This window comes from Chryseobacterium antibioticum (assembly GCF_012927325.1).
Lineage (GTDB): Bacteria > Bacteroidota > Bacteroidia > Flavobacteriales > Weeksellaceae > Chryseobacterium > Chryseobacterium antibioticum.
In genome coordinates, this window is the sequence record NZ_JABBGI010000009.1 from 85,377 (window position 1) to 102,107 (window position 16,731).

The following is a 16,731-nucleotide window of genomic DNA, read 5'->3' on the forward strand; positions in this document are numbered from 1 at the left end:
CACTTAGTGGAGTTATATTATTCATTTTCAGCCTTAATAGTATTAGCATCGATTTTTGCATATCTTAATTACAGATTTCTGAAACTTCCGAGTACCATCGGGATTATGGTGATCGCCATTGTAGTTTCCATTTTTCTGGTAATGTTTGGAGAAGCGGTTCTTCCGCGTACTTTTGGGCATCTTAACAAGTTAATGATCAGTATAGATTTCACAGAGGTTTTAATGGGCGCTATGCTTAATTTCCTTCTCTTTGCGGGAGGAATCCATATTAATATCAATGATCTCAAGGAACAGTTCAGGCCGGTCCTTATATTCTCTACCGCAGGAGTGGTTATTTCCACCTTTATCGTAGGATTCGGAATGTTTTATCTGTTGCCCTTTTTAGGAATTCAGCTTCCGTTTATCTACTGTCTTGTTTTTGGGGCGCTTATTTCACCTACCGATCCGGTTGCTGTTTTGAGTATCCTTAAACAGGCTAATGTTTCCAAATCGCTGGAAACAAAAGTAGCCGGAGAATCGCTCTTCAATGATGGTATGGCTGTAGTGGTGTTTACAGTGGTTCTGCAGCTGGCGATTGGAAAAGAAGTGGATCTGGGCGTTGAAAGCATAGGATTACTTCTGATAAAAGAAGCCGGTGGAGGAATTCTTCTTGGAGTAGTATTGGGATGGATTACCTCCAGGCTGATGCGTGAAGTGGATGACTATATTATTTCCGTTTTGGTAACCCTTTCTGTAGTAATGGGAGGTTACCTTATTGCAAGACAGATGCATATTTCTGGACCATTGACAATGGTTGCCGCAGGTTTATTCATGGGTAATTTTAATGTCAGGTTTAAAATGAAGTCTGTGACTCAGGATTATCTGATCAAATTCTGGGAACTGATCGACGAAATTCTGAATGCCGTATTGTTCTTGTTCATCGGGTTTGAACTATTGATGATTAAAGATCTGAAACACTTTATGGTTCCTGGATTACTGGCCATTGCAGTCGTTTTATTTGCCCGTTTGATTTCTATTTGGGTACCTGCAAGATTCATGTCATTAAAATCAAGATTCAGTCCACAGACGATAAAAGTTCTGGTTTGGGGAGGCATCCGCGGTGGTGTTTCTATTGCTTTGGCAATGTCTATTCCCAAAAGTGAATACAGTGAAATCATTTTAAGTATCACCTATTGTGTGGTTGTATTCTCAATTATTGTTCAGGGACTTACTATTGCTAAGGTGGCCAACCCGAAAGCTATTGCGAAAGAAGAAGAGGCACAGGAAACGGTTGTTTTGGATGGGCATGCTTAATAAATGATCATTGATAATTATTTAGAATTAATTAAATTCGGGGCTATTAACTGAGATCTGCATGAGCACTATAATCAAAGAAATACAGGAAGCATTGGCGGTACTGTCCATTCCTGAAAAAGCTGAATTCTTTCCAAAATTTTTCAAAACAGGAAAAGGAGAATATGGCGAAGGAGACTTATTTTTAGGGGTGAAAGTTCCGGATCAGAGATCTGTGGCCAAAGAATATTATTCAAAAATAAGCCTAGAGGGCCTAAGTACTTTGCTGTCGTCAAAATATCACGAACACAGGCTTACCGCACTTTTCATGCTGATCTCCAAGTTTGAAAAAACGAAAGATAAGGCAGTGAAAGAAGAAATCATTGCGTTTTATCTGGATCATCTTCCGCATGTCAATAACTGGGATCTGGTAGATTCAAGCTGTTATAAAATTTTAGGGAGATATGCCTATGAAAATGGTCAGGAAGAGCTGTTGAGGAATCTTTCGGACTCTCAAGAAATGTGGCATAAGAGAATTGCTGTGGTGGGCACGATGCATTACGTAAAAAAAGGATCTTTTGAACTGACTAAAGAATTTGTGACCAAAAATCTGAGACATCCTCATGATCTGATGCATAAAGCAAACGGATGGTTGCTTCGGGAAATGGGACAGAAAAATGAATCCGAGCTAATCCATTTTTTAAATAAACATTATCAGGAGATGCCCAGAACCTGTCTGAGATATGCCATCGAAAAGCTGGATGAAGAAGTAAGACAGGATTATTTGAAAGGCAGAATTTAAAAAAAAATGGTTGTTTTCAGTGAAATAACAGAGTCCATAAAGTATTTTCAAACGGAATTAAGTAGTTTTGTGTTTTAAAACTCAATTATGAAAAATTTTCTGAAGCTGTTTGTACTGCTTTTTCCTTTATTATTACTGACCAGCTGTTTTGATATTTTGGATAAAGTGAATGTGAAAGCTGATGGAACCGGAGAATACACTATTATTCTAAACGCCAGTAAAAGCAAAACAAGACTGGCTTCCATCTCTAAAATGGAGACCATTAATGGAAAAAAGATTCCAAAAAAGTCTGAAATTGAAAATAAAATCAATGAGGCTGCCAAAATTTTCAAGGGAACACCGGGAATCAGCAATGTAAAAACCTCGATGGATTTTGACAATTACATCATCAAATTAAGCTGTAATTTTAAACAGATAGAAAATATCAACGCCGGACTTGAACAGCTGAAGGCAAAACATATCCTTGGCAAAATGATTCCCACACAGATTTACAGTCAGAGTCTTCAAAAGAAGTCATTGACCAGAAACAAGGTGAATACTTTTAAGGCAGATTATGATAAGATGGGGAAGGCAGACAGAGAAGTCTTCAATGATGCAAAATATACCTCCATCATGCAGTTTGAAAATACGGTAAAATCTCAAACCAACAACTCTTATGTACTGGCTCCGAATAAAAAAGCAGTGAAGCTGGAAGCGGATATTTTAGACCTTATTTTTCAAAAAAAACAATTACAAAACACGATATTATTTCAATAAATTCTAACACTCAACCATGAAATCCATTCTATTAAAAACACAAACAATTACTTTCGTACTTTTTGGTTTTATGCTTGTTTTCGCACAAAAAAGCATGAAACTTCCCACTGATGCCGTATTTTATATGGAAATCAACGGGAAACAACTCAATCAGAAAATCAATTGGCAGAAGCTTAATCCTTTACTGCACGAGTTAAGCAAAAAGAGCGAAGAAAAATCCTCGTGGAATGACTATTCCAAAACAGGGATTAAATATGATGCTACACAATATCATTACGCCAGTTTTAATGATTCTATACAAACGTATACCACTCATTTTATTGTAGACAATAAAGAGAAATTCCAGGAGTTCATCAACTCTACCAAAAGAAAAGGCCTGGAAATTTCTAAGAAAAAGAACTATTCGTTTGTAGATATCAACGATAATATCTTTGTGGCCTGGAACAATGATCGTGCTGTTTTGAGTATGGTGAATTATACCAAACCTTATAAAGCTCTGGAATGGGATGCTGAAGTAGATAGTGCTGCGACAGCGGCTGTTGAGGCTGCTGCTGTAGCGGACAGTGCTTATGCCATAGAGCCGGAAAAACCTTTCGATTACAAAGAAGAAATCATCAACCTGAAGGATGAGATCAAATATTTAAAAGATAACATCAGAGAAAATAACAAGGAGATTACCAGAATTCAGAAAGATATCAAGTATCTGGAAAAGAATCATAAATATCCGAAGGAAAACGTTGATACGCAGCATTCTGAAGGTGAACCGGATGTTTATCCTAAAGAAGAGGAGTATGTAGAACCTGCAGTAGATTCTGCATATCAGAAAGAACTGGACTCCATGAATATTGAGAATTTCAAGATCGTCAAGAAAATTGCAGAAGATCGTTTTGATCAGTATTTCAGTTCCAATTTAGAACTTGAAGTTCCTAAATCCATGCTCAATTTCAGAGACCCGAATTCTGATGTGTTCGTCTACACAGATTACGGGAAAATGGTGAATGACGGGATCTACGGAAAAATGATGAAGCAACTGGAATTTTGGCAGTTCCTGAGAAATGTATACAATTCAGATTCATCTTACAATTTATATTTTGATAAAGACAAAGTAAAGCTGGTGAATAATTATCAGCATAAAAATCCGGAAACCCAGAAAACGATTTCATCCGTTTATAAAGGGAAGAAGAACAAAAAACTGGCAGAACTTATCAATGAAAAAAGCATTGGTTACTACGTAATGAATGTCAATGGAGCTAAATCTTTTGACATGATGTACAGCCTGCTTCAGGATTCAGGAGAAGGCGAATATAAAAAGGAGATGGAACTGGTGATGGAAACCATGAAAATTATTCTGGATGAAGAAGCTATCGCTAAAATAGCCCCAGGAAACGGAATTTTTGTACTGAATGAATTAAAATCCAAAAAGGTAGATTATACAGACTACGAATATGATGATGACTACAATGAAAAAGAAGTAAAGAAAACTAAAGATGTAGCCGTTCCGAATTTTACGTTTGCTTTTGCAACAGAAAACGAAGGCTATTGGAACCGTGTGTTCAATGTAATGGCTACCAATAAACATTTGTCTAAGAAATTCTCAAAAATCGGAAACTTTTACTCATTTAAGGATGAAAAAGGGGACGGATATATGGATCAATTGTACATGACGGTAAAAGATGGGATCGTGTATCTGACAAGTTCTACAGACAATATTACCCCTCAAAGCCAATCTGATATTTCTAAACAATGGGCTAAAGATTCATCTAAATATCCGTTATCCGGAAGACTGGATATGCAGAAACTTATGATCGGCTTGGAAAAAGAATTTAAAACACCTTCTGAAAGAAAAACATTGGATCTGTTCAGAAAAAATGTAGGTGAAGTTTACTTCAGAACTGAAGTAAAAGGAGAAAGTTTCGAAACAGAAATAGATTATAACATCAAGAATTCTTCGGAAAACAGCCTGATGTATTTCTTTGATCTGTTTGATGAAATTTTTAAAATTAAAGAATCAGAAAAGAAGCCTCAAATCCTGTAAATGAACAAAAAGAAACTTATTGCCCCGTTAATTCTTTTACTCGCAGCCGCGATTTATTTTGTGTTTTTTTATACAGACAAAACATTAAAGCTGGTCCCTAGAAATGCAGATGCGGTTGTTTTAATCGATGTGAAAAAATTAACGAGGCAATATATTTCAAACCTGGTTGTGCATCCCTCAAAATGGTCGGGAAGCAAAACAAAAGATAAAAAGGAGATTTCGTTAAAAGATTCAGGCATCAGAATTCCGGATTTTTTACAGATTTTCCATCTCAAAGACACCAGATTCTCGGAATGGTACAGCGTGGTTGAACTGAAAGACCCGCAAAAATTCATCACTTTTTTAAAAAACCATCATTTTGTAAACAAAGGGAAAGACCTCTTCCAGAAAGATCAGATTTTCATTAAGATAGAAGGTGAAAACGGAATCATAGGAACTTCCGCTTCAGCTTTTGAGACTATCAAAAATCAGCTCTTCCAATCTTCCGGAAAAAATACGCTGACTGCCGATCAGTTTATTGCTCATACCGCAGGAAGTATCTCCTTCATTTCAGGACAGAAAATTCAGAATTTTTCTATCGAATTAAAAGCAGATGAAATTGAAATAAAGAATACAACAGATGTCGGAACTTTAGCTTCTCTTATTTCAGAAGTTCAGAAAAAAAATCACTTTTTAGAAGCAGAATTAGATGCCCGTAATGTGAAAAATTACGCCCGATTTTTCAATAAAAGCTTAATAGACTCCTCTCAAATCAATTATTTTAAAGCAACCGCTGATCTTGAGCAGGTGAATGATACCGTTATCAGCTACGGCTATGACGATAATTTTAATGAAATCGAGAAAAAAACCGTTCAGAAAATTATTCAGCCCAATTATGCGATTAATCTTCAGAGTTCTGTTCCCGAAAAAACATGGGAATATTTTCAGCATAAAAAATGGATCAATGCCCAGAATCAATTCACAGCGATTCCTTTTCAACCCAACCATATCGATAGACGGAGCGGAGGGCTTGTCATTCAATCTACAAGGAAACCGGTATCTTTATCCCCAAATCTTGCACAAAATTATATCTTCATCAAAAATAGCCCATTGCTCCTCTCATCGTTAAGTATTTTAACATCAACAGAGAAAAAACTGCTTTCAGACCTTGAGTATATATTTTACGGAAATAAAGCAGAAAATTATTGGGTGAAGATCAAAGCTAAGAAGGGAAAACTGCCTTTAATTTTAAGATGGTAAAAATCCTGTAATCCTAAAAAACTGACTGAGTATTAATGACTTTATCTGAAATTGCATTACTGAAAACGTTCACCCATTATTTTTTACATCTGGTTTTTCCGGTTTTCATTGTCCTGATCTTTTTCCGCAAAAACTGGAAAAAAGCATACCTTATTATGCTGGCCACGATGCTGGTAGACCTGGACCATATTTTTGCCAATCCGGTGTTCAATCCATCAAGAAACAGCATAGGTTTTCATGTTTTACATTCCTATTATGCCATGGCGGTGTATTTTTTGCTGTTCTTTTTTAAGGGAAATATCAGAATTGTAGCCATTGGTCTTTTGTTTCATATGCTGACGGATTTTCTGGATTTTAACCTGTGGGTGCACTAAGAGGATGGAAGAAGGAGGCTGGAAGTTAATATTCAGTTTTAATATCAATTGCGGTGATAGTAAATTAACAAAGTAGGATGTAAAAGAATAAAAAGGGAGTAGTGGTTATCCTTTATGACCCCAATAACTTCTCTCTTCCAACTTCAGACTTCTTACTTATTAGATTAAAATATGATTAATATTTTCTTTTGATATTTCAAATTTCATAGATTTTTTGTATTTTGTAGACACTTTATGAGATTAAAAGAACTTTTACATTATACGTATATTTTTCCTGTTTTAGCGGTAGGATATTATTTTTCCGGACTGATGGGGGGCGGAGTTTTTTATGATATTATCGCAGGACTTCTGCTTACCGGAAGTGTTTTATCCGCAGTACATCACGCAGAAGTGGTGGCTCACAAAGTAGGGGAACCGTTCGGAACGATCATTCTTGCCTTATGTATTACCATTATTGAAGTTGCGCTGATCATCTCGCTCATGGTCGCCGGCGGAGATCAGGCGATCACGCTGGCCAGAGATACCGTTTTTGCTGCCGTCATGATTATTCTTAACGGAATTCTGGGGATTTGTATCCTTGTGGGTGGCGTTAAATATCATGAACAGTTCTTTGCAAGAACTTCTGCGACAACCTATTTAGTGAGCATTGTTTCCATTCTGGTGCTTACTCTGGTTCTTCCCAATTTTACTTCAAGTGTCAACGGACCTTTCTATAACGAAGCTCAGCTTATTTTTATTTCCATTGCGTGTCTTGTGATCTACGGAGTCTTTCTAATGGTGCAGACCGTGCGTCACAGAAGCTACTTTATCGTTCCCGATGAACATCCTGAGGCGCATTATATCCCTTCATTAAATAAAACGCTGATAAGCTTTGGCTTTTTGGTCGTATGTCTTGTTATTGTAGTGTTGATGGCTAAAGGACTTTCCGGAACCATAGAAGGAATGGTACAGAGCATAGGTGCTCCGAAATCGTTGGTTGGGGTAATAATTGCAGGTGTTGTGCTTCTTCCTGAAGGAGTGGCTGCCATACGTGCCGCAAGAAGCAATCAGATACAGTCCAGTTTAAATCTGGCATTGGGGTCTGCGTTGGCAAGTATCGGACTGACTATCCCGGCAGTATCTACCGTTTGTATTGTGTATGATATTCCATTGGTTTTAGGGCTTGATAAAAAAGATATTATTCTGCTTTCACTATCCGTATTTATTGTCATGCTTTCTTTAAGCCGCGGAAAAACGAATGTCCTGTATGGAACTGTTTTATTGGTGAATCTTGCCGCCTATATCTTTACGGTCATCGTCCCATAACATTCCTCACTAGCAAACTCTCAAACCCAAAACTCTCCGACTCTCAAACTTGTATCACAGCCTCCTCGCGAGCTCCATTTTAAAAGCCATCAGCTTAGCAATATTTTCGGATTTATAAATGGCCATTTCGGCATTTTCTCCGACGAAATTCTCTTCAATCGTTGTTCTCCAAAGCTCAAGCCAACGGTCAAAATGCTTCTGCTCCATAGCCTGGATTTCGTTGATTGGAAAATGGACTCCCATAGGATTTCCTTTGTAGCTCATCTGCCCAAACAGAATAGATTCCCAGAATGAATACATTTTCGGAAGGTGCTTGTCCCAGTCTACTTTCGCGACATCGCTGAAGAAAAATCCAATCGTCTCATCTTTAATAACTTTGGTGTAAAATGAGTTAACAAGGTGTTCAATATCCTCTCTTGATTCCAATTTTTTCATATTTCAAAAGTACTGCAAAATCAAATTAAAAATTCAATCATCAGCTTGATAAATTTCATGAAAACAATATTTTATCTTTGCATGGTAAAAGGGATACATCGCAAAAAAGCAAATTTGTTTTTTTGAGGTTAATCTGAACAAAAAATAAATCATATAAAATGGCAAGAGGCTTCAGACAGAAGATTCGTCAGAAAAACACTGAAAACAGTGGTTTTGGAAGCAATGCATCCGGAAGGTTCATCAATAAAGACGGGCTTCCGAATGTAAAGCGAAGAGGCGTAAATGTATTCAACAGACTGAGCTGGTATCATACCATGCTGAACCTGTCGACTTTCCGTTTCCTATCCTATCTGGTAATCGCATATATTCTGATTAATCTGGTATTTGCGATGATCTATTACCTCATTGGAGTAGAGCACCTTACCGGAATCGATAAAAGTGATCCGCTGAACGAGTTCATTGATGTGTTTTTCTTCAGTTCGCAGACCTTTACCACCGTAGGGTACGGGAGGATTGCGCCTGTAGGCTTTACAGCGAGTCTGGTGGCTACTTTTGAAGCTTTTCTGGGATTGCTTACCTTTGCCATTGCAACGGGACTTTTCTACGGAAGATTTTCACGGCCGAGAGCTTACCTGAGGTTTTCGGATATTGCTGTTATTGCTCCGTTCAAAGAGTCGCGGGCTTTGATGTTCAGGCTGGCACCTTTTAAAAATAATGCTTTGACTGATGCTGATGTCATTGTTTCTGCAGCTATTGAAGTCATAGAAAACGGGTCTCCGAAAAGTAATTTTTATTCTTTAAAGACCCATTTAAGCAAAATCAATACGCTGGCACTGAACTGGACAGTGGTTCATGAGATCAAAGAAGACTCACCATTTTACGGCTTTTCGGATGAGGATTTTAAGAATACGGATATTGAGATTATTGTTCAGGTCCGTGCCTTTGATGAAGTCTTTTCCAATACTGTGGTGCAGAGATCTTCGTATGTCTCGAAAGAGATTGTGTATGGAGCTAAATTTACCCCGATGTACTACCCGGATACCAATGATCAGACAACGATATTGGATCTGGATAAAATTAACGAATACCAAAAAACAGACCTTCCGGCTATGGCCGAGGATAATGAATAAATGAATTTAGACCTTTATAAAAAACAGGCTTTACAGAAGCAGAAGGAACATAAAAAGTTTCTGGAAGGACTGAAAAAGAAACCACCCAAAAACCTTGATTATATAGTCCAGGAGACCCATGATGAAGTTTTTGATGAAGTAGATTGCCTTCAATGCGCCAATTGCTGCAAAACAACCGGACCTTTATATACCGAAAAGGACATCGAACGCATTTCCAAGCATCTGCGCATGAAGCAGGTTGATTTCGAATCAAAATTTTTAAGGGTAGATGAAGATAATGACAAGGTACTTCAAAATCTTCCCTGTTTTTTCCTGAATAATGACAATACTTGCTCCATCTATGAAGTAAGGCCGAAAGCCTGTCGTGAATACCCGCATACAGACCGGAAAAAAATCTACCAGATCAACGATCTGATGCTGAAAAATACAGTGATCTGTCCCGCTGCATTTGAATTCGTTGAAAAGATGATGAAGAATATTTCAAAATAAATCCTACTTTGTAAAATCTCTTAAATAATAATAAAGTACGTTAAATAAGACTCTTACACATAATTTAATAAAAACTGTGTCGTTTAATTTAAACAACCATTTAAATATTGTATTATGAAAAAGTTAGTTTTAACAGCAGCGTTTACTTTAGTCGGCGTAATCGCAGTATCGGCACAAACACAGACACAACCGCAAAAGCCAGCCGATACCACCACTAATAACCAGACCACTCAAACTCAACAGCAGAATACACAAACGGGCAGTTCTACTGATGCTCAGAAACAAAATACCACTGCTACTGCAACGGTAGATGCAGCAGCCACTCCGGCCACAACAGTTGATGCTACGGCCACAGTGAATGCAGAGACTACTACAGATGCTGCAAAACCTTCAGAAGCCACAAGAGCAGAAAGAAAAGCTAAGAAAAAAGCAAAGTCATCGAAGTAAATATTGAACAAAGTAGAAAGGAAATCCTAGGGCGTAATGTCTCAGGATTTTTTATTGGTAATCAATTAATCAAAGTATTATTTATGTATATTTCCTGTTGAGGAAAAATATAACAGAAACCAACCAGGCCAACAGCCTTTTTATTCAATGAAAAGATTAAACCCTTCGATTAAGCATCATTTACTGATAGGAATCCTCCTCGGTATCTGGCTTTTCATCTTCGCTTTTCTTATAAGACCATTTGATGATGGAACAATAAGCCTTAAAGTATGGGTTCTTATCAGTACCGGATTTAGCTTGATTGCTTTTCTATGTTATGGTGTACTGGCAGTAATTCAGAAAAGGATTTATTATAAACGGTCAGAATGGAACGTTGGATTTGAAATAATGAGCCTCATTTTTTTTCAACTTTTTTACGCGATAAGTACATATGGGTTTTATAAAAGTCCTGTTTTAGATGGAGGATATGATTTCCTTGAATTTGTAAGTACAATTACCCTTAAATTAGCTTTAATTTCCACGCCAATATTAGTTTTGGCCAGGATGTACGTTGTTACATTAATTCCTGCCAGGGATGATCGTATCATAATCAGAGGGGAGAATAAACTGGATATTTTAAACATTAAAAAAAGTGATTTAATCTGTGTTTCCAATGCACAAAATTATGTTGAAATTTTCTTTATAGACGGTAATGATTTAAAAACAAAGCTTATTCGAAGTACTCTAAAAAAAATTCAGAGTGACTGTGATTTTTTGATTCAGGTTCATCGTTCCCATTTAATAAATCCGTCTCATTTTAAGGCCTGGAAAAATCAGGATACCATTTTTCTTACCCAGCTTGAAATACCTGTTTCTAAAAATTACAGGGAACGTTTACTATCCTTATAATTTTCGTACCTAAAACCTCATATTTTATCCCTAACTCCTGAAATCACATGGTTTCAGGGAGCATTTGTATTTATTTTGCCTTTCAAATAAAAATAAATAATTTATGAAAAAGCTCTGGGTCAGGAGAGTTCTGTATTCTGTTATGCTATTGTCAGGCGTTCTTATTTTTGGATTTATGTGGGCAGATCATGAATTAAATAAGGTCTTGGGTAAGGGTACGAAGGTTGTAGATTTCTCTTCAATGATTAAACCGTCAAAAATAATTCAGATACGGAATGTGAATGTCCTGTCAGAAGATTGCAGTCATTTTATTAAGAACCAGAATGTCCTCCTTAAGGATGGCGTGATCGTTCAGTTAGGCGAAAATCAGATAGTGAATGGAATGGTTACCAGTATTGACGGTAGAGGAAAGTATCTTATTCCAGGCCTTGTAGACAGTCATGTTCATTTAAAAGAAAGCAAAAACGATTTGTTTTTATACCTGGCTAATGGGGTGACCTACATTAGAGAAATGGCAGGCCAGCCGGTTATTTTAGAATGGAGGAAATCAATACGTAAAAACGGTCTCGGGCCGCGAATGTTTATTGCATCTCCACCCATATTTAGTGAAAAAGGATTAGCGGGTTATTATTACGCTTGGACAAGACAGTCTATTAATTTTTCCAATAAAGGCGATGCTCAAAAAGCAATCCGTAAAATAAGCAAACAAGGTTATGATGCCGTTAAAATGTACGGTTTTGTGAATCCGGAAATGTTTAAAACAACCATAGAAATGGGCAGAGAAAATCACATTCCGGTTATCGGGCATATCCCATTGATTAATTTGGATACTTTTTATCAGTCAGGTCAAATTGAGGTGGCTCATATTGAAGAAATTACAGTTAAGACGATCGATGAATTTGGAAAATCCATTTCTGAAAATCCGGAAGAATACCTCAGCTTTCTCAAAATACGTTCAGGGCAGATAGCAAGAAAATTGAAGGATAAAAACATCAGTGTTACTTCAACGGTTTGGTTATCTGAAAGTTTTATCGGTCAAAGATTTGATTTAAAGTCTAAACTTAAAGAAATTGAATTAAAGTATGTCAATCCCCCCATTATTGAAGGAACTCCACTTTACAAACTGGGCTGGTTACCAGGTAAAAACGGATACGAATATGATGGAAAAGATGAGCCTGCAGCAAAGAAACGGTCATTGACTTTTTGGAAGACGTATGTAGAAGCGATCCACATGATGGCAAAGGCTTTGACAGATCATCAAGTGACCATTATGGCCGGAACGGATGCTAACGTAGCTACTGTTGTTCCCGGGTTTTCTCTTCACAATGAGCTGGAGTCTTTATCTAATTCAGGGATGACCAATTCACAGGCGATTTACTCCGCGACTGTTGCGCCGGGCAATTGGATGAAAAGTAAAACAGGAAAAATAAAAGTGGGATATTATTCGGATCTGGTACTGCTTAGTAGAAATCCATTGGAAAATATTAAAAATACAAAGACTATCGAATACGTGTTTTTTAATAAGTATGTAATTAACAAGAAACAAATCAAAACCATTCTGAAAGCTATAGAAGATGCAAATAATGAAAACAGAAATATAAAAACCAATGAATATTTAAAGTAATAGATAGGAAAGCTTCTTGGAATTCAATTGGTTTTTTAGTCCTCACAAAATAAAAAAAGCGCTGTACATGTACAGCGCTTTCTCCTTTCACTTTTTACTTTTTTCCCATTATCCCGGGAACAGGCTTTATCAAAAAAGGTTGGGAACATTCCCAACCTTTATTATTTTTTATACTACTCCCTGAGCGAGCATTGCTTCTGCAACTTTCACGAAGCCGGCAATGTTTGCCCCTTTCACGTAGTTTACATAGCCATTTTCATCTTTTCCGTAGTCTCTGCAAGCCTTGTGGATTCCGATCATGATCTCTTTCAGTCTTGCGTCAACTTCTTCAGAAGTCCAGTTAAGACGGATAGAGTTCTGTGTCATCTCAAGACCTGAAGTAGCAACACCTCCAGCGTTGGAAGCCTTACCAGGCGAGAATAAGATTTTATTATCTAAGAAATAGTTGATTGCATCTAAAGTAGAAGGCATATTAGCCGCCTCAGTAACGCAAACACACCCGTTTTCTACCAAAAGTTTAGCATCTTCAAGATCCAGTTCATTTTGAGTGGCAGAAGGGAATGCTACATCACATTTAACCTCCCAAGGACGTTTTCCAGCGTGGAACTCGGCAGAAGGATATTTCTTAGCATAGTCTTCCGCTCTGTTGTTTCCGGAAGATCTAAGTTCTAACAAATAATCAATTTTTTCTCCGCTGATACCATCTTTATCATAGATGTATCCATCAGGACCAGAAACCGTTACTACTTTAGCACCAAGCTCAGTAGCCTTCTTGATTACTCCCCAAGCTACGTTTCCGAAACCAGATACACTTACAATTTTACCTTTGAAAGTTTCATTGATCGTCTTAAGCATTTGCTCTGCGAAGTATACCACACCGTATCCTGTAGCTTCAGGACGGATCAGTGAACCTCCGTACGCAAGACCTTTTCCTGTAAGTACTCCTGTAAATTCGTTTCTTACTTTTTTGTATTGTCCGAAAAGATATCCGATCTCTCTTGCTCCTACACCAATGTCTCCTGCAGGTACGTCTGTTTCAGGACCAATATGCTTGCATAATTCAGTCATGAAAGCCTGGCAGAAACGCATTACTTCCATATCAGATTTTCCTTGTGGGTCAAAATCTGAACCTCCTTTACCTCCTCCCATCGGAAGAGTCGTCAATGAGTTTTTAAATACCTGCTCGAAAGCTAAGAATTTAAGAACTGAAAGGTTTACAGTAGGATGGAAACGAATTCCTCCTTTGTATGGTCCAATCGCAGAGTTCATTTGGATTCTGAATCCTCTGTTTACCTGGATCTCTCCTTTATCATCAACCCATGGAACTCTGAAGATAATGATTCTTTCAGCTTCAGCCATTCTCTCTAGAAGCTTCATTCCCGTATATTCCTTTTTGGTCATAATAAACGGAATTACAGTCACAGCTACTTCTTTTACGGCTTGTAAAAATTCTGGTTCATTAGGATTTTTTGCTTCAATCTTGGCAATAAACTCCTGGATTTTCTGGTCAATATTATATTGTTCCATATATTAGGGTTGATTATTATTGTCAACAAATTTAATTTTTTTTTCAAGATTCACAATACTGTATTTCAACATTGCTGAAAATTAAATAATAATGTCCCGAAATATTATTAAATTGATAATTAATGATCAAATTTTGTTGAAAATTAAAAGTTAAGTCTCAAATAATGCAATATTAAGAAATCGTTAATTCTCAAATTACGGTAAATTGCCTCCCGGAATATGATTTTACTTTCCCCAAAAGCTCTAATTCCAAAATTACCGGAAGAATTTTATAGGAAGGCATCGAAATCATCTGTGCCAGATCGTCCAGAGATACCTGAGGATTGGCTTTTATGCACTCATAAACGGTTTCTTGATTTTCAGTAAGTTGTATACTTATCTCATTAAATGAGAACAGATCGGCTACTTTCTCTTTTGAATGATTAAAGCCCAACGAATCCATAAGATCTTTTATGGAAGAAATAGCTGATGCTTTATTCTGGAAAATCAATTGATTGCACCCCTGGCTGTATGGATCTGTGATCTTTCCGGGCAATGCGAAAACTTCCCGGTTATAGTCATTGGCAAAGGCAGCGGTGCTTACAGATCCTCCTCCGAATCCGGTCTCCACAACGATGGTTGAAGGGGAAAGCCCTGCTATAATTCTGTTTCTCTGAATGAAATTTTCACGGTCCGGTTTTCGGGATGAATTGAACTCGGTGAGCAGCGCGCCACCCTCTTCCAGAATCTTTTCGGACAGTTTTTTATTTTTGGAAGGATACAGCATATGAAAACCGTGAGCCAGCACAGCGGCCGTAGGAATTTTACATTGAATAGATTGTTCATGAACCTCTTTGTCAATACCAAGAGCTAATCCACTGACAGAGATATATTTGGAAGCCTTTGTAGCTTCGAAGAACTCCCCAATAAACTGTTTCCCGTACAAAGTCATATTTCGGGTTCCCACAATGCTGATCTTCTGCAAAGAATCATCAAATTTCCCTTTTTGGTAAAGGACAGCAGGAGCGTCATCACATTCACTGAGTAAATAAGGAAGCTCATTGAGATGCCTCAACATAATTTTGATATTGTTCTTTTCGCAGAATTGTATTTCTTTTTCTGCAAATTTCAAATAGTCTTCATTTCCGATATCAGCGACTGTTTTCCGGCCTATACCATCCGCTTTGTTATACTCTTTTTTTGCTGTTTTCCAGGCTTCTTCAGCACTTCCGAAAGTTCGTACAAGTTTATGGAAATTGATGTCGCCAATCAGGCTGCATTCACGCAGGGCGATTGCATACAGGTGTTCTTCAGAGACCATGTGTGTTTTTTATCAAAAGTAATAAAATAACCTGAGTTGAATATTGTCAGGAAGCCTGAAGTTTGATGAGGAAAGTTATTGATCACCTAATGAATAGCCATAGGTCAGTTTTTATTACTTTTTTAATAGGACTCACCAGAACTTTCGATAACTTTAAGATATACTAAGTCTAATAGTAACTTCCAACCTTCCTCTCCGAGCGTCCAGTTCAATTTTATTTCCTTCTTAATTCTTCCAAATGATCCCAAATGTCATCTCTTTTTTTATAAGGTAGTTCTAGGAAGTCGTCCGGATGATTTTCCTTGTATTCCTGCCATAGTTTATCATCTTTTTCGCTGTAATAATTAGGAAATTCCCAGATGTATTTTTTCTTTCTTCCCCCAACATTTTTAAACGCAAAAGCAATAATACTTCCTACAACAGCTCCCGAAAGATGAGCCTGCCATGAAATCTTACTTGGTTCCTGCAGATTGTAAAATAATTCTTCCGGAAACATTCCCCAAATCAAACTACCATAGTACAAAACGACAAGAAGAGATATGGTAAGCAGCTTCGTATTCCATTTGAAAACGCCGCTGAAGAACAGGAAGAATGCAAGGACGTATACCACTCCGCTGGCACCAATGGTGCAGGTGTACATATAGTCGCCCGTAATGATGTCTATTGGAGGCAACATCCATACAAGAAGTCCTGTAGCCAGCCAGCCGATAAGAAAGACTTTATTGGCCACTAATGGGTAAAACTGGTACAGAAGAAAAAGAAGGACAGCTACCGGAATGGAGTTTCCTATGATATGATCAATATTTCCGTGCAGAAGGGGAGCCGTAACGATTCCCAGCAAGCCTTCCGGCAACAGAGGTATAATAGCCCCAAAACAGCTTTGAAAAAAGCCCTGCATCTGCAGAAAGTAGCCGAACCACATGGCCGAAAGCATCAGCAATGGGGTTATAACAGCTCTTTTGGAAATTATATTTTTAAACATGTGGAGAGTACGTCAAATCAAAAGCCAATGATAAATTTCGGAAAATTTGTCGATGTATTCTGATCAGGCCTGTTTAATTTAAGACAAAAGGTTTCAATTTTAACAGATGAAGCTTAATATTTTGAC

Annotated in this window: 16 protein-coding genes; 12 read left to right on the top strand and 4 right to left on the bottom strand. The window is 37.5% G+C overall.

Features of this window, described 5'->3' with window-relative positions:
- Nucleotides 1-6: 6 nt before the first annotated feature.
- The 7 genes from HHL23_RS08565 to HHL23_RS08595 all read left to right on the top strand — a co-directional run bounded on the left by HHL23_RS08565 (nt 7) and on the right by HHL23_RS08595 (nt 7,783).
- Entirely contained in the window at nt 7-1,293 is a 1,287-nt protein-coding gene (locus HHL23_RS08565) for a cation:proton antiporter (protein WP_169234398.1), read from the top strand.
- Nucleotides 1,294-1,354: 61 nt separating this feature from the next.
- Nucleotides 1,355-2,074 (top strand): DNA alkylation repair protein, encoded by a 720-nt coding sequence (locus HHL23_RS08570; protein WP_169234399.1) that lies wholly within the window; start codon nt 1,355-1,357, stop codon nt 2,072-2,074.
- Between the two features lie 87 nt (nt 2,075-2,161).
- A complete protein-coding gene (locus HHL23_RS08575; protein WP_169234400.1) occupies nt 2,162-2,830 on the top strand; it encodes a hypothetical protein in 669 nt (222 codons plus the stop codon).
- 16 nt (nt 2,831-2,846) lie between these two features.
- Entirely contained in the window at nt 2,847-4,865 is a 2,019-nt protein-coding gene (locus tag HHL23_RS08580) for a hypothetical protein (protein ID WP_169234401.1), read from the top strand.
- Entirely contained in the window at nt 4,866-6,104 is a 1,239-nt protein-coding gene (locus tag HHL23_RS08585; RefSeq protein WP_169234402.1) for a hypothetical protein, read from the top strand.
- A gap of 35 nt (nt 6,105-6,139) precedes the next feature.
- Entirely contained in the window at nt 6,140-6,478 is a 339-nt protein-coding gene (locus HHL23_RS08590; protein WP_169234403.1) for a DUF6122 family protein, read from the top strand.
- Nucleotides 6,479-6,712: 234 nt separating this feature from the next.
- Entirely contained in the window at nt 6,713-7,783 is a 1,071-nt protein-coding gene (locus HHL23_RS08595; protein ID WP_169234404.1) for a calcium:proton antiporter, read from the top strand.
- Between the two features lie 54 nt (nt 7,784-7,837).
- Here the strand turns inward: HHL23_RS08595 and HHL23_RS08600 are convergent, their stop codons facing one another.
- Nucleotides 7,838-8,218: a group III truncated hemoglobin gene (locus HHL23_RS08600; protein ID WP_169234405.1), complete on the bottom strand. Its 381-nt coding sequence runs from the start codon at nt 8,216-8,218 to the stop codon at nt 7,838-7,840.
- Nucleotides 8,219-8,376: 158 nt separating this feature from the next.
- Here HHL23_RS08600 and HHL23_RS08605 point away from each other — a divergent pair, with 158 nt between their 5' ends.
- The 5 genes from HHL23_RS08605 (at nt 8,377) to HHL23_RS08625 (ending at nt 12,796) form a co-directional block, all read left to right on the top strand.
- Nucleotides 8,377-9,348 carry an ion channel gene (locus HHL23_RS08605; protein WP_169234406.1) on the top strand — a complete coding sequence of 324 codons (972 nt, stop codon included), beginning with the start codon at nt 8,377-8,379 and terminating at the stop codon, nt 9,346-9,348.
- Nucleotides 9,349-9,837, top strand: a complete 489-nt coding sequence (locus HHL23_RS08610; RefSeq protein ID WP_169234407.1) for a YkgJ family cysteine cluster protein — start codon at nt 9,349-9,351, stop codon at nt 9,835-9,837.
- A gap of 114 nt (nt 9,838-9,951) precedes the next feature.
- Nucleotides 9,952-10,284 carry a hypothetical protein gene (locus HHL23_RS08615; protein WP_169234408.1) on the top strand — a complete coding sequence of 111 codons (333 nt, stop codon included), beginning with the start codon at nt 9,952-9,954 and terminating at the stop codon, nt 10,282-10,284.
- 147 nt (nt 10,285-10,431) lie between these two features.
- Entirely contained in the window at nt 10,432-11,172 is a 741-nt protein-coding gene (locus tag HHL23_RS08620; RefSeq protein ID WP_169234409.1) for a LytTR family DNA-binding domain-containing protein, read from the top strand.
- Nucleotides 11,173-11,275: 103 nt separating this feature from the next.
- The gene (locus tag HHL23_RS08625; RefSeq protein WP_169234410.1) at nt 11,276-12,796 is read left to right on the top strand and encodes an amidohydrolase family protein; all 1,521 of its coding nucleotides are present in this window, start codon (nt 11,276-11,278) and stop codon (nt 12,794-12,796) included.
- Between the two features lie 168 nt (nt 12,797-12,964).
- Here the strand turns inward: HHL23_RS08625 and gdhA are convergent, their stop codons facing one another.
- The 3 genes from gdhA to HHL23_RS08640 all read right to left on the bottom strand — a co-directional run bounded on the left by gdhA (nt 12,965) and on the right by HHL23_RS08640 (nt 16,605).
- A complete protein-coding gene (gdhA, locus tag HHL23_RS08630; RefSeq protein ID WP_169234411.1) occupies nt 12,965-14,323 on the bottom strand; it encodes an NADP-specific glutamate dehydrogenase in 1,359 nt (452 codons plus the stop codon).
- 190 nt (nt 14,324-14,513) lie between these two features.
- The gene (gene dprA / locus HHL23_RS08635) at nt 14,514-15,623 is read right to left on the bottom strand and encodes a DNA-processing protein DprA (protein WP_169234412.1); all 1,110 of its coding nucleotides are present in this window, start codon (nt 15,621-15,623) and stop codon (nt 14,514-14,516) included.
- A 214-nt stretch (nt 15,624-15,837) separates the two neighbouring features.
- Nucleotides 15,838-16,605 (bottom strand): rhomboid family intramembrane serine protease, encoded by a 768-nt coding sequence (locus tag HHL23_RS08640; RefSeq protein ID WP_169234413.1) that lies wholly within the window; start codon nt 16,603-16,605, stop codon nt 15,838-15,840.
- Nucleotides 16,606-16,731: the final 126 nt, after the last annotated feature.